The 13308-nt window shown below is 65.9% G+C and carries 15 protein-coding genes and 1 other RNA gene; 11 read left to right on the top strand and 5 right to left on the bottom strand.

Annotated elements, in window-relative coordinates; genetic code table 11:
* Positions 1–3 precede the first annotated feature (3 nt).
* Positions 4–384, bottom strand: a transfer-messenger RNA (tmRNA) gene (ssrA, locus tag IBX53_RS11390).
* Positions 385–425: 41 nt separating this feature from the next.
* Positions 426–917 (bottom strand): SsrA-binding protein SmpB, encoded by a 492-nt coding sequence (smpB, locus tag IBX53_RS11385; RefSeq protein ID WP_290909269.1) that lies wholly within the window; start codon positions 915–917, stop codon positions 426–428.
* Between the two features lie 128 nt (positions 918–1045).
* On the opposite strand from smpB, the gene IBX53_RS11380 reads away from it, so the two are divergent.
* Positions 1046–1480 carry a type II toxin-antitoxin system RatA family toxin gene (locus tag IBX53_RS11380; protein WP_290909267.1) on the top strand — a complete coding sequence of 145 codons (435 nt, stop codon included), beginning with the start codon at positions 1046–1048 and terminating at the stop codon, positions 1478–1480.
* Between the two features lie 3 nt (positions 1481–1483).
* Positions 1484–1783, top strand: a complete 300-nt coding sequence (locus IBX53_RS11375) for an RnfH family protein (protein ID WP_290909265.1) — start codon at positions 1484–1486, stop codon at positions 1781–1783.
* Positions 1784–1833: 50 nt separating this feature from the next.
* Here IBX53_RS11375 and IBX53_RS11370 read toward each other — a convergent pair whose 3' ends face one another.
* Positions 1834–2295, bottom strand: a complete 462-nt coding sequence (locus IBX53_RS11370) for an outer membrane protein assembly factor BamE (RefSeq protein ID WP_290909263.1) — start codon at positions 2293–2295, stop codon at positions 1834–1836.
* 72 nt (positions 2296–2367) lie between these two features.
* Between IBX53_RS11370 and fur the strand changes: the two genes are divergently transcribed.
* Entirely contained in the window at positions 2368–2814 is a 447-nt protein-coding gene (gene fur, locus IBX53_RS11365; protein WP_290909261.1) for a ferric iron uptake transcriptional regulator, read from the top strand.
* A 125-nt stretch (positions 2815–2939) separates the two neighbouring features.
* On the opposite strand, the gene recN is transcribed toward fur, so the two are convergent.
* The gene (gene recN, locus IBX53_RS11360; protein ID WP_290909259.1) at positions 2940–4613 is read right to left on the bottom strand and encodes a DNA repair protein RecN; all 1674 of its coding nucleotides are present in this window, start codon (positions 4611–4613) and stop codon (positions 2940–2942) included.
* 222 nt (positions 4614–4835) lie between these two features.
* Between recN and grpE the strand changes: the two genes are divergently transcribed.
* The 3 genes from grpE (at position 4836) to dnaJ (ending at position 8763) form a co-directional block, all read left to right on the top strand.
* A complete protein-coding gene (gene grpE / locus IBX53_RS11355; RefSeq protein WP_290909257.1) occupies positions 4836–5459 on the top strand; it encodes a nucleotide exchange factor GrpE in 624 nt (207 codons plus the stop codon).
* A 126-nt stretch (positions 5460–5585) separates the two neighbouring features.
* Positions 5586–7517: a molecular chaperone DnaK gene (gene dnaK, locus IBX53_RS11350; protein WP_290909255.1), complete on the top strand. Its 1932-nt coding sequence runs from the start codon at positions 5586–5588 to the stop codon at positions 7515–7517.
* 91 nt (positions 7518–7608) lie between these two features.
* Positions 7609–8763 (top strand): molecular chaperone DnaJ, encoded by a 1155-nt coding sequence (gene dnaJ, locus IBX53_RS11345; RefSeq protein ID WP_290909254.1) that lies wholly within the window; start codon positions 7609–7611, stop codon positions 8761–8763.
* A gap of 75 nt (positions 8764–8838) precedes the next feature.
* On the opposite strand, the gene IBX53_RS11340 is transcribed toward dnaJ, so the two are convergent.
* The gene (locus tag IBX53_RS11340) at positions 8839–9474 is read right to left on the bottom strand and encodes an HNH endonuclease (protein ID WP_290909252.1); all 636 of its coding nucleotides are present in this window, start codon (positions 9472–9474) and stop codon (positions 8839–8841) included.
* A gap of 498 nt (positions 9475–9972) precedes the next feature.
* Here IBX53_RS11340 and IBX53_RS11335 point away from each other — a divergent pair, with 498 nt between their 5' ends.
* From IBX53_RS11335 to dapB, 5 genes are all read left to right on the top strand, one after another.
* Positions 9973–10602 (top strand): RhuM family protein, encoded by a 630-nt coding sequence (locus tag IBX53_RS11335; protein WP_290909250.1) that lies wholly within the window; start codon positions 9973–9975, stop codon positions 10600–10602.
* Positions 10603–10971, top strand: a complete 369-nt coding sequence (locus IBX53_RS11330) for a type II toxin-antitoxin system death-on-curing family toxin (protein WP_290909248.1) — start codon at positions 10603–10605, stop codon at positions 10969–10971.
* A gap of 36 nt (positions 10972–11007) precedes the next feature.
* Positions 11008–11286: a DUF2218 domain-containing protein gene (locus IBX53_RS11325; RefSeq protein ID WP_290909246.1), complete on the top strand. Its 279-nt coding sequence runs from the start codon at positions 11008–11010 to the stop codon at positions 11284–11286.
* Positions 11283–12191, top strand: a complete 909-nt coding sequence (locus IBX53_RS11320; protein WP_290909244.1) for a DMT family transporter — start codon at positions 11283–11285, stop codon at positions 12189–12191. The genes IBX53_RS11325 and IBX53_RS11320 overlap by 4 nt, the downstream gene beginning before the upstream one ends.
* Positions 12192–12259: 68 nt before the next feature.
* Positions 12260–13066 carry a 4-hydroxy-tetrahydrodipicolinate reductase gene (dapB, locus tag IBX53_RS11315; RefSeq protein WP_290909241.1) on the top strand — a complete coding sequence of 269 codons (807 nt, stop codon included), beginning with the start codon at positions 12260–12262 and terminating at the stop codon, positions 13064–13066.
* Positions 13067–13308 lie beyond the last annotated feature (242 nt).

The raw sequence follows: 13308 nt of genomic DNA, 5'->3' as shown, positions 1-13308 counted from the left end.
GTTTGGTGGAGGCGGCGGGAATTGAACCCGCGTCCGCCAGCACTCGCCCATTGGCTCTACATGCTTAGATTCCGTCGTTTGATTTAACGCCTCTGGCTCCGACGGTCAGGATCCAGCGACGCGATTCCTCTTAGATTTAGCGAACGGCATGAGGACGCTACCGATCACGATCCCATCATTCTTAGCTCTTATCCCCTCTGCGATGAATGGGCACATCGCTTTGGGGCCGGACAAGAAGCTAACAGCTGTTAGGCTGCCAGCGCGCCCTGAGCGTAGTTGTCGTCGTTTGCGACTATTCATTTGTGATGTGGGATTTACGAGATACATCACGATCTCGGCATGCACCGCAGGGGTTGTCACCGGCGTCGAAACCATGTCGCCCCCTTGACTGCCCATCCTATCAGGATCAGCAGCCTTGTGACAGCCTACGCCTTGTTTTGTTCCCGCATGATGCGGCCCTTCTGGCGCTGCCAGTCGCGGTCCTTCTCGGTGGCCCGCTTGTCGTGAAGCTTCTTGCCCGTCACAAGGGCCAGCTCGCACTTCACCCGGTTGCCCTTCCAGTAGAGCTTGAGCGGCACGCAGGTGTGCCCCTTTTCCTGGGTCCGCGAGAAGATCCTGGCGATCTCCTTGCGGTGGAGCAGCAGCTTGCGCGTGCGGATGGGGTCGGCGATCTCGTGGGTGCTGGCGGTGTTGAGCGGCATGATATGGCTGCCCAGTAGCCAGGCCTCGGCGCTCTTGACCAGGATGTAGGTATCCGTCAGCTGGGCCTTGCCGGCGCGCAGGCTCTTGACCTCCCAGCCGGCCAGCACCAGGCCCGCCTCGAAGGTTTCGTCGATGTGGTACTCGAAGCGAGCCTTCTTGTTCTGGGCGATGACGTTGCTGCTGGGCCCCTTGCCCTTGCCTTTCTTGTTGGCCATGAAACCTCGTGTCTGTCCGTGCCCGTGGCGGCTACCCCTTCGATATGAGGGGAAGCGTGATACCATTCAAGGCCTGAAATAACGGCTCATGATACGCCCTGGGCACTGTGAAGTCAGCGGAGAGCTCAATGCCAACGGTCAACCGAACCGCCATGGTGCGACACACCCCCCAGCAGATGTTCGATCTGGTCAATGACTTCGAGAGCTATCCGGAGTTCCTGCCGGGTTGTCGGCGTGCCCGCCTGATAGAGCGGGACGACTCGCACCTGATCGGCGAGATGACCCTCGGTCGTGCCGGCATCGAGCAGAGCATTGCGACCCGCAACGACCTGATCGAGCCCGAGCGCATCGAGATGTCGCTGGTCAGCGGGCCCTTCAGGCGCCTGCGCGGGCGCTGGATGTTCATTCCCATGGGGGAGAATGCCTGCAAGGTGTGCCTGGAGATGGAGTTCGAGTTCGCCAGCCGCCTGCTGGGCATGGCCTTCGGCAAGCTCTTCCAGCAGGTGGCGGGGCAGCTGGTGGATGCCTTCACCCGCCGCGCCGACGATCTCTACGGGCGCTGAGCCATGGCCAGGATCGCGGTGGAGGTGGCCTTCGCCCTGCCCGAGCGACAGGCGGTGGTTGCCCTGGAGGTGCCGCTGGGTGCCACGGCCAGTGAGGCGGTGGCCCTGGCCGACCTGCCGGGTCGTTTCCCCGATGTCTCCCCTGAGGCCTTCGCCGGGACAGACCTCGGCATCTTCGGCAAGCGGCTGCGTGAACCGTCGAGCCATCGCCTGCGGGCCGGCGATCGCGTGGAGCTCTACCGCCCGCTGATCCTCGACCCCAAGGCGGCGCGGCTGGCCAGGGCGATCGCCGAGAAACGCTGACGCCCCGTCGGGGCAGGGCCTCGGCGGGGCGTCAGGGCCTGATGGCGGGCCTAGAAGTCGCGGGACGGCTCGCCGCCCATGGGCACCGTGGCGCCGCCTTCCGGCCGCGGTTCCGGGGTGACGTCCAGTGGCTCGGCGCCTTCCACCTGCGGGCCGACGCTCTCGCTTGCGCGCAGGTCGATGTCGCGCCCCAGATCGCCTTCCTGTTGGATATCCACCAGTCTGTTGCCCGCAAAGGAGAGGGTCACGCGTCGCCGCTCCACGTCGCCGTAGGCCTCGTCGAGGCGGAACACGTAGTCCCACTGGTTGGCGTCGAAGGGCGCCTCCAGCAGCGGGCGTCCCATCACGTAGACCACGTCGTCGCGGGTCATGCCTGGCCGCAGTTGGTCTACCATGTCGGCGGTCACCAGGTTGCCCTGAGGGATGTCCCGCTTGTAGACCCCGAAGTAGCTGCAGCCGCTGACCAGCAGCAGGGCTACAGAAAGGGTGACGATTCTTGTCAGCTTTTGCATTTGCGCCTGTTCTTCACTATCGTGGTTTCGGTCGATCATACCCGACCCTACCCGATACTGCGAAGAGCAACCATGGCCGACCAGAACCATGAACTGCGCAAGGCCGGTCTGAAGGTGACCCTGCCCCGCGTGAAGATCCTGCAGATCCTCGAGAGCGCCCAGGGCGAACACCACATGAGCGCCGAGGATGTCTACAAGACCCTGCTGGAAGCCGGCGAGGATGTGGGCCTGGCCACCGTCTATCGCGTGTTGACCCAGTTCGAGTCGGCAGGCTTGGTGGTGCGTCATAACTTCGATGGTGGTCACGCCGTCTTCGAGATCTCCCAGGAGGAGCACCATGACCATATGGTGTGCCTGGACAGCGGTGAGATCATCGAGTTCTTCGACGAGACCATAGAGCGGCGCCAGCAGGAGATCGCCGAGGAGCACGGCTTTGACCTTGTCGATCACGCCCTGGTGCTTTATGTGCGCCCCAAGGGCTCCAGCGTGACGCGCCAGGACGGCTCTCAGAAAAGATAGCGCCCCGCACTGACTGCTAGCGACACCGCGCGGCCCCGATCGATGATCGGGGCCGCGTGCGTTTCATGGGGTCGATGACAGAGGGCTTGGTACCGAGGGTCCCGTCAGCGCGTTGTAAAGAGGGCTCAGTGATGGGGACGCTGGCTCGCGTCGAGCATCTCGCGTGCATGGGCCAGGGTGCGTTCGGAGAGATTGACACCGCCGAGCATCCGCGCCAGCTCGCCGACCCGGCCGGCCTCGTCCAGCAGTGCCATGCGGGTGAGGGTGGTCTCCTGCTCCGCGTGCTTCTCGATGTGCAGGTGGCGGTGCGCCTGGGCCGCGACCTGGGGCAGGTGGGTCACGGTCATCACCTGGCCCTGCTCGCCCAGCCGGCGCAGCAGCTGTCCGACGATCTCGGCGGTGGCGCCGGAGACCCCCACGTCCACCTCGTCGAACACCAGGCTGGGAATGGTGGAGTGGCGGGCGGCGACCACCTGGATGGCCAGGCTGATCCGTGACAGCTCGCCGCCCGAGGCCACCTTGGCCAGAGGGCGTGCTGGCTGGCCGGGGTTGGCGCTGATCAGGAAGCGCACCCCCTCCATGCCCTCGGCGGCGGGGGTGTCACGCGCCAGCACCTCGACCTCGAAGCGCGCCTTGCCCATGGCGAGGAAGGCGAGCTGTTCCTGTACCGCCTTGCCGAAGCGGGTGGCGGCCTGGTGGCGAGCCTCGCCCACCAGGCGGGCCTGCCCCCGCCACCGCTCGCGCAGGGCATCGACCTCGCCCTCCAGCGCCTCGAGGTCCTCGTCGCCGCCTTCCAGGCGCGCAAGCTCGCCCTGCAGCCGCTGGTGCAGCTCGGTCAGTTCCTCGGGCATCACGTGGTGCTTGCGGGCCAGGCGGTGCACCTCACCGAGGCGCTGCTCCACCCAGGCCAGGCGCTCCGGGTCGAGCTCGGTACCCTCGGCGAAGTGATGGAGCTCCCGGGCCGCCTCCTCGATCTGGATGCGCGCCTCGCCCAGCATGGAGAGCGCCTCGGCCAGGCGGCCGCGGTCGCTGCCGGGCAGTGCCGAGAGGTGGTTGATCGCCTGGGTCAGCCGGGTCATGGCGCCGCCCTCGTCGCCGTCGCAGCACTCGGCCGCGAACAGCGCCTCGCGCAGGCGCTCCTCGGCGTGGGCCAGCTCCTCCTGCTCCTCTTCCAGCGTCTTCAACTCGCCCTCGGCCAGGGCCAGCTGGTCGAGCTCCTCTACCTGGTAGCGCATCAGCTGGCGCCGGGCGGCCAGCTCGTCGCCGTCCTCGGCCAGGCGCTTGAGACGGCGCCTGGCGGCCTGCCAGGCCCGGAAGGTCTCGGCCATGTCGCCCACCGCCTCGCGGTGGCCGGCGAAGTCGTCGAGCAGACGCAGGTGGGTCTCCTCGCGCAGTAGTGCCTGGTGGGCGTGCTGGCCGTGGATCTCGATCAGCCGCTCGCCCAGCCCCTTGAGGTCGGCCACGGTGGCCGGCTGGCCGTTGATCCACGCCTTGGAGCGCCCGTTGGCGCTAACCACCCGGCGCAGCAGGCAGTCGTCCACGGGCAGTTCCCGGGACTCGAGCCAGGCGCGCGCCTCGGGCAGTGCGGCGATATCGAAGCGCGCGGAGAGGTCGGCGCGTTCGGCACCGTGGCGCACGCTGCCGGCATCGCCGCGTTCGCCCAGGCAGAGCCCCAGGGCCCCTAGCAGGATCGACTTGCCAGCGCCGGTCTCACCGGTGATCGCGGTCATGCCGCCGGCGAGTTCAAGCTCCAGGTGATCGACGATGGCAAAGTCGCGAATGGCAAGCTCTGTCAGCATGGTGCCTCCCGGGAAGTCTCCAGGCCCTGGGGTCAGGACTACTGGTCATCTATCCAACATGTGTGCGTTTATACAGTAGTCCAGGTCCCCCAATAATGCACGCGGGTCTGTCCGCCTTGAGTTCCCGCGGCCAGGCCCCATATACCCCGCAGAATTGCAGTTTTCGTCATTCATTATCGAGCCGGCGGCCGGTGGCCGCCGCCTCCCCGTCAGGAGAGACCCATGGCCAGAGAGCCCCAGACCCCGCTGGACGATGAGCTTGCCCGCCGCGAGCAGGAGGCCGAGCCGCAGCCCGTGGAAGGCGAACTGGAGGATGCCGTCGAGGCGGCCGAGCAGGCAGAGGTGGCCGAGACTGAAGTAGAGAGCGACAACCCCGAGGCCGAGTTGCTCGCCGCCCGTGTCGAGGAGCTGGAGCAGACAGTCGCCGAGGCCAAGGATCAGGCGCTGCGCGCCGCCGCCGAGGCCCAGAACGTGCGCCGCCGCGCCGAGCAGGAGGCCGAGAAGGCCCGCAAGTTTGCGCTGGAGAAGTTCGTCAAGGAACTGCTGCCGGTGGTCGACAGCCTCGAGAAGGCCCTGGAGGCCATGGCCGACGAAGCTACCGAGGCCCATCGCGAGGGGGTCTCCATGACGCTGAAGATGCAGCAGGACGTGCTGGCCAAGTTTGGCGTCGAGGCAGTGGAGCCCGCGGGGGAGCCCTTCGACCCGCAGTTCCACGAGGCGATGGCCATGGTGCCCAACCCGGAGTTGGACCCCAATACCGTCATGGAAGTGATGCAGAAGGGCTACCTGCTCAACGGCCGCCTGGTGCGCCCGGCCATGGTGGTGGTCAGCCAGGGCGCCGGCTGAGGCACAACAAATCCCGGTCGCGGGTCTTGAAATGCCACCTGCGGCCCCCAGATAGATGTCAACTCCGCGGCGCAGGCCGCAGAACACGACTCCGGATACAAAGCAACGACTCTACGAGGATTTCCTATGGGACGCATCATCGGTATTGACCTGGGGACCACCAACTCCTGCGTGGCCGTGCTCGACGGCGACAGCGCCAAGGTGATCGAGAACGCCGAGGGCGCGCGCACCACGCCGTCCATCATCGCCTACACCGAGGATGGCGAGATCCTGGTGGGCCAGTCGGCCAAGCGCCAGGCGGTCACCAACCCGACCAACACCCTCTACGCCATCAAGCGCCTGATCGGTCGTCGCTTCAAGGACGACGTCGTCCAGAAGGACATCAAGATGGTGCCCTACACCATCTCCGAGGCCGACAACGGTGACGCCTGGGTCGAGGTCAACGGCAAGAAGCTGGCCCCGCCGCAGGTCAGCGCCGAAGTGCTGAAGAAGATGAAGAAGACCGCGGAAGACTACCTGGGTGAGCCCGTCACCGAGGCGGTCATCACCGTGCCGGCCTACTTCAACGACAGCCAGCGTCAGGCCACCAAGGATGCCGGCCGCATCGCCGGCCTCGAGGTCAAGCGGATCATCAACGAGCCCACTGCCGCGGCCCTGGCCTACGGCATGGACAAGTCTCGCGGCGACAAGACCATCGCGGTCTATGACCTGGGCGGCGGCACCTTCGACATCTCCATCATCGAGGTGGCCGACGTCGACGGTGAGACTCAGTTCGAGGTGCTGGCCACCAACGGCGACACCTTCCTGGGTGGCGAAGACTTCGACATGCACCTGATCAACTACCTGGTCGATCAGTTCAAGTCCGACAGCGGCATCGACCTCTCCGGCGACAACCTGGCCATGCAGCGCCTCAAGGAAGCCGCCGAGAAGGCCAAGATCGAGCTTTCCAGCGCTCAGCAGACCGACGTCAACCTGCCCTACATCACGGCCGACAACACCGGGCCGAAGCACCTCAACGTCAAGGTGACCCGGGCCAAGCTGGAGTCGCTGGTGGAGGACCTGGTGCAGCGCTCCCTGGCGCCCTGCAAGATCGCGCTCAAGGATGCCGGCCTGTCCGCCTCCGAGATCGACGACGTCATCCTGGTCGGCGGCCAGACCCGCATGCCCATGGTGCAGCAGAAGGTGGCCGACTTCTTCGGCAAGGAAGCCCGCAAGGACGTCAACCCGGACGAGGCCGTGGCCGTGGGTGCGGCGATCCAGGGCGGCGTGCTGGGCGGCGACGTCAAGGACGTGCTGCTGCTCGACGTCACCCCGCTGACCCTGGGCATCGAGACCCTGGGCGGCGTGATGACCCCGCTGATCGAGAAGAACACCACCATCCCGACCAAGAAGACCCAGAGCTTCTCGACCGCGGATGACAACCAGACCGCCGTGACCATCCATGTGCTGCAGGGCGAGCGCAAGCAGGCGGGCGGCAACAAGTCGCTGGGCCGCTTCGACCTGGCCGACATCCCGCCGGCACCGCGCGGCGTGCCGCAGATCGAGGTCGCCTTCGACCTGGACGCCAACGGCATCCTCAACGTGTCCGCCAAGGACAAGGCCACCGGCAAGGAGCAGTCCATCGTCATCAAGGCCTCCAGCGGCCTGTCCGACGACGAGATCGAGCAGATGGTCCGCGACGCCGAGGCTCATGCCGACGAGGACAAGAAGTTCGAGGAGCTGGTGCAACTGCGCAACCAGGCCGACGGCATGGTCCACGCCGCCCGCAAGACCGTGCAGGAAGCCGGCGAGCACGCCAGCGAGCAAGAGAAGGAGGCCATCGAGAGCGCCGCCAAGGAGCTCGAGGAGGCCATCAAGGGGGATGACAAGGACGACATCCAGGCCAAGCTCGACAAGCTGACCGAGGCCTCCGGCAACCTGGCCCAGAAGATGTACGCGGCCCAGGCCGAAGCCGCCCAGCAGGGCGGTGGCGAAGGCCAGGACGCCGGCGCCAAGCAGGAAGATGACGTGGTCGACGCCGAGTACGAAGAAGTCAACGACGACCAGAAGAAGCAGTAAACCACGCATCTGAACCACGGATGATGCCAGCGCGGGGGCCTGACTCCCGCGTTGGTGTTTCCGCGGTACCGCGACGGAGGCGGACCGATCCATGTCCAAACGTGACTATTATGAGGTGCTGGGCGTAGAGCGCGGTGCCGACCAGAAAGAGATCAAGAAGGCCTACCGACGCCTGGCCCAGAAGTTTCACCCCGACCGCAACCCGGACGACGAGACCTCCGCGGAGAAGTTTCGCGAGGTCTCCGAGGCCTATGAGGTGCTCACCGACGGTGAGAAGCGCGCCGCCTATGACCAGTTCGGCCATGCCGGCGTGGACGGCCAGGCCGGCGGCTTCGGCGGCGGTGGCTTCGGCGGTGCGGGTGCCGGTGGCTTCAGCGACATCTTCGGCGATGTCTTCGGCGACATCTTCGGCGGCGGGGGGGGCGGGCGTCGTCATCCCAACGCCCCGGCCCGCGGCAGCGACCTGCGCTACAACCTCGAGCTCGACCTCGAGAATGCGGTATCCGGCACCAGCGTGGATATCCGCGTGCCGCGCCACGTGGAGTGCGAGCGCTGCGATGGCCAGGGCGCCGAGCCGGGTTCCAGCAAGGAGACCTGCCCGACCTGTGCCGGCCACGGTCAGGTGCGCATGCAGCAGGGCTTCTTCGCCGTGCAGCAGACCTGCCCGACCTGCCATGGCTCAGGCCAGCACATCAAGGTGCCGTGCCACAAGTGCAACGGCGAAGGCCGCGTGCGCGAGACCCGCACCCTGTCCGTGAAGATCCCCGCCGGCGTGGATACCGGCGATCGCATTCGCCTCAACGGCGAGGGCGAGGCGGGGCTCAACGGTGGCCCGCCCGGGGATCTCTACGTCCAGGTGCACATCAAGCCGCACCATATCTTCCAGCGTGACGGCAAGCACCTGCACTGCGAGGTGCCGATCAACTTCGTCGACGCCGCGCTGGGCGGTGAACTGGAGGTGCCGACCCTGGACGGCCGGGTGAAGCTCAAGATCCCGCCCGAGACCCAGACCGGCAAGCTGTTTCGCCTGCGCGGCAAGGGCGTCAAGCCGGTGCGTGGCGGCGCCCCGGGCGACCTGCTGTGCAAGGTGGTGATCGAGACGCCGGTGAAGCTCGGCGAGGAGCAGAAGGAGCTGCTGCGCCAGTTCCAGGAGAGCCTCGGCGGCACCAACAGCGCCCACCACTCGCCCAAGAAGAGCGGCTTCTTCGACGGCGTGAAGAAGTTCTTCGAGGACATGAAGCCCTAATCGGCATCACCCCTCGCCGCGACAGACGGGCCCCGGCATCGCCAGATGCCGGGGCCCGTCGCGTTCATCACTGCTTCAGCGCTGCAGGTGGTCCAGCCGCCAGGCCAGGGCATCGCGATCCGGCTGCCAGCGCGGGTCTCGGGGCAGCACCAGCGGCTGGCCGTCCAGCTCGCAGAGCCAGCGGTTGTCGGGCACCAGGGCATCCACGGCGGGGCTCAGGTGCCAGCGGTGGTCTGGGCCGGGAGCGATCAGCTGGCTGTCCATGGCCCAGTGCAGGTTGGGCGTCAGCGCCAGGCCGTTGGTGGGGCGGTCGTCCTGGCTCTCGGCGAAGGGCACCAGATGCGCCGCCTCCACCAGGTAGCGATAGTCCGGGGTGATATAACGCAGCCGGCTGGCCGCACAGCGGTAGTCGTAGGCCTCCAGCACCAGGGAGCGAAAGGCGGCGGAGCGGGCATATTTCTGGCTCTCTTCCCTCACACCACCTGCGAGGCGTTCGGGGTGTTTCTCGTAGTCGCCACTGGTCAGCGCCGTCTGGAGATACTGCCGCACTCGGTTATAGGCATCGCTATCGGTGGAGAGGTAGTGGGAAACCAGTAGCGAGCAAGCCTCTTTGGCAGCCGTGCTGTCTTCAAGAGCTGAAAACAGAGCGGGATCGAGTGTCGCGGTGCTGAAACGCTGCTCGATCTGCTTCAAGGATTTGGGCTGTCCCATCTGATCGGCCAGTTCCCGGACGGGGGCGAGATATTCTGGGCGCCACAACTTGCCGGAGGGCCCCTTTCTGTTTCTCAGCGCCCATATCGGCATCCAGGGGCGGGCTCTATGCCGTTCCCCTGTTACCATCTGGAAGATGTCGTAGTAGCGGGCGATCAGGCGTGTATCGATCCGAACGAGCGGAGAAATGATATGCCCGGCCTGAATCTCGATGATGATCGCTAGAAGCAAGCAGGGTTGGTGAGGCGCAGGGTGGTCTCCTTTCTTGTCGACCCTGAGGCGCGTCAGGCACTCCAATATCCTATCCATACCTTTTCTTCCTCTCCCTCCTTGGGGTGCTGCTGACACGTTACCACGCGAGCTTTGCAGTTTTTGTCATGAAAGTGGCGAAAGCTGTATATATGCACATATTCTGTGATTCGGGTCGACGAGCGGCTGTGGTTGGTGAGTGATATTGCTTGCTCGCTCGCGATGGAGGCCGGGGCAAGGAGGTGCACGATGCAGCAGGTTCAGATTTTCCAGTCCAGCGATGGCGTCATCTCGCTTGAGGTGGCGTTAGAGCAGGAGACCGTCTGGCTCAGCCAGGCACAGATGTGTGAGCTTTTCGGCCGAGATCAGTCGGTGTTGTCGCGGCATATTCGCAACGTATTCAAGGAGGGGGAACTGAATCCAGAAGGCAATATGCAAAAAGTGCATATTGCCTCCTCGGATAAGCCCGTGGCCCGTTATTCTCTGGATGTGATCATCTCGGTCGGCTACCGGGTCAAGTCCCTGCGCGGGGTTCAGTTCCGGCGTTGGGCGACATCGGTGCTGAAACAGCATCTGGTGCAGGGCTATACGCTCGACCGGAAGCGGCTGATAGAGCGTGGCATCGAGTTCGAGCAGGCGGTGGTGCTGCTCTCCCGCACTCTGGCCAATCAACAACTGATCGAGCCGGTGGGTGAGCAGGTGCTCAAGGTCATCAGCGAGTACGCGCGCTCCTGGAGCCTGTTGCAGGGCTATGATGAGCAGAGCCTTGGAGAAGTCAGCGCCCGCCAGAACGACATGCGACCATTGCATCTGGACGATGCCCTCGCGGGCATCGCGTCTCTGAAACGCGAGTTGATGGCCAAGGGCGAGGCGACCTAGTTGTTCGGGCAAATGCGCGGTGATGGCCTGGCCTCGGCACTGGCGACCATCGAGCAAGGCTTCGGCGACGAGTTTTTCTACCCGAACGTGGCCAGCCGGGCGGCACATCTGCTCTATTTCGTGATCAAAAATCACCCGCTTGCAGATGGAAACAAGCGTACCGGCTCCTTCCTCTTCCTCTGGTACCTGCGCCTCAACCAGCCACTGCTGGCCCGTCCCGTGGAGCGAATGGTCAATGATAATACGCTGGTGGCCCTGGCACTGCTGGTGGCCGAGAGCCTACCGGCCCAGAAAGAGTTGATGATCCGGCTGATCGAACACTTCGTTCTGTTGAAATCGCCACTTGGCGACGGCGGTGCCGGGGCCTAGGCTGGAAGTCCGACATTCCTTCAGGAGGTGGCCGCCATGCCGATTTCACGTGCCGAGATTCGTGCCGAGGACGCCGAGGTGCTGATCGACCAGCTCTGCCAGCGCTGGTCCGCCGACCATGAGGTGGAGCGCGGTGACGACCAGGTCGAAGTGCGCTTCGAAGACGGCAGCTGCTTCCTGGTGGCGGAGCCGGACAAGCTGATGGTGGTGGTGGAGGCCGTCGAGGACCATCTCCACGATCGCCTGGAGGGGGAGGTGGATGCTGCTCTGGATGCCTTGAAGGGCGTCGAGCTGGATATCGTCTGGGAGGCGTGACCGACGGGATCACTCCGGCCGCGGCCCATCTGGGCATGCTGCTGTGGGCGGTGCTGGTGGGCTTGTCGTTTCCCGCCGTGGGGCTGATGAGCGAGCTTCCGCCGCTCTCGCTTACCGCCCTGCGCTTCGCCATCGCTTGCAGCGCCCTGTGGTGGCTGGCGCACCGCTCGCCGGAGTTCCTGCCGCCCTGGCGTCTGCTGCCGCTCTACGCCCTGATGGGCCTGTGCCTGGCCGGCTTCTTCGGCGCCATGTTCTGGGCGGCCCACCATGCCACGGCGCTCTCCATGGCGACCCTCTACGTGAGCGTGCCGCTGCTGGCCTTCCTGCTGGGGCTGGGCCTGGGGGTGGAACGCCCGGGCTGGCAGCTGCCGGCAATCCTGGCGCTGGGGGCCGTCGGCGCCCTGGGGCTGGCCGTCGCCGAGGCGTGGCAGCAGGGCGGCCGGCTGCGCGTCGGCATCGGCGAGGCGGTGTTCTTCCTCGGCTGTCTCTCCACGGCGCTCTACCCGGTACTCAGCAAGTGGGGGCTGGCCACCGGGCGGCTGCCGGCCTCGGCGGCGGTGCGCACCTTCTGGAGCCTGGGGGCGGGCGGCGTGCTGATCGGCCTGGTCGGGCTCGCGGTCGAGCCGCTGGCCATGCTGGCCACCATGAGCGGACGTGACTTGGCGCTGCTGGTCTACCTGGGGCTCTTCTCCAGCGCCCTGACCTTCTGGCTGATGCAGCGGGCCACGGCGGCACTCACGCCGGGCGTGGTCACCGCCTACGGCTACCTGGTGCCCTTCGTCTCCATGCTGCTGCTGTTCGTGCAGTCCCCGGCCAGCGTCGGCTGGGTGTGGCTGCCGGGCAGCGTCGCGGTGATGTTGGCCATGGCGCTGCTGATGCGTGGCAGCCGAACGTGGAGCGGCTGATGGTGGGCGGGGCGGCTCTGGTATACTGCGCCCATTCCCGAACCGCTACCGCTTCCACAGGAGTCCTCATGACCCGTATCGCCATCGTCGGTGTCGCCGGCCGCATGGGCCGCACCCTGGTCAACGCCGTGCAACAGGATGACGGCGCCACCCTGGCCGGCGGCATCGTCGAGCCGGGCAGCTCGCTCGTCGGCGCCGATATCGGCGAGCTGGCCGGGGTCGGCAGGCTGGGGGTGAGTGCCGTGGATTCCCTCGAGGCCATCGTCGACGACTTCGACGTGCTGATCGATTTCACCGCCCCCCAGGTGACGCTGGCCAACCTGGCCTTCTGCGCCGAGCACGGCAAGCGCATGGTGATCGGCACCACCGGCCTGTCCGACGAGCAGCTGGCCGAACTGGACGGCCATGGTAAGACGCTGCCCTTCGTGTTCGCGCCGAACATGAGCGTGGGTGTCAACCTGACGCTGAAGCTCCTCGAGACCGCGGCCAGGGCGCTGGGCGACGAGGGCTACGATATCGAGGTGATCGAGGCGCACCACCGCCACAAGGTGGATGCCCCTTCCGGCACCGCGCTGAAGATGGGCGAGGTGGTGGCCGAGAGCCTGGGCCGCACCCTCAAGGAGCACGGCGTCTTCGAGCGGGTGGGGCAGTGCGGGCCGCGCACCGACAAGGAGATCGGCTTCGCCACGGTGCGTGCAGGCGACATCGTCGGCGAGCACACCGTGATGTTCGCCACCGAGGGCGAGCGCATCGAGATCACCCACAAGGCCTCCAGCCGCATGACCTTCGCCAAGGGGGCGGTGCGCGCCGCACGCTGGGTGGCAGGCCAGGGCGCTGGCCGTTACTCGATGCAGGATGTGCTCGGTCTGGAGTGACCGTTTGTGGATGGGCCAGGGCCCAGGGGGTAGTCCAGGCGCGCCTTTTCCTGTAGTATTCGGAAAATTTTGGCCGGGCGCATGGGCGAGAGCCCTGAAACAGCGCTTGTTGCTTCGGCCCCCAGTGTTCTGATGTTCCGAGCGAATCAGTTCCGAGCGAATGACAACAAGCGGGATGAAACCGGTCTTTATCGGGTTTCGTCCCGCTTTTTTGCGGGGCGGCCATCCGCGGGGCGGCCATC

The organism is Halomonas sp. (assembly GCF_014859505.1).
Taxonomy (GTDB): domain Bacteria; phylum Pseudomonadota; class Gammaproteobacteria; order Pseudomonadales; family Halomonadaceae; genus Halomonas.
Note: the sequence above shows the minus strand (reverse complement) of the source record. Positions and strands in the feature narration are given on the sequence as shown.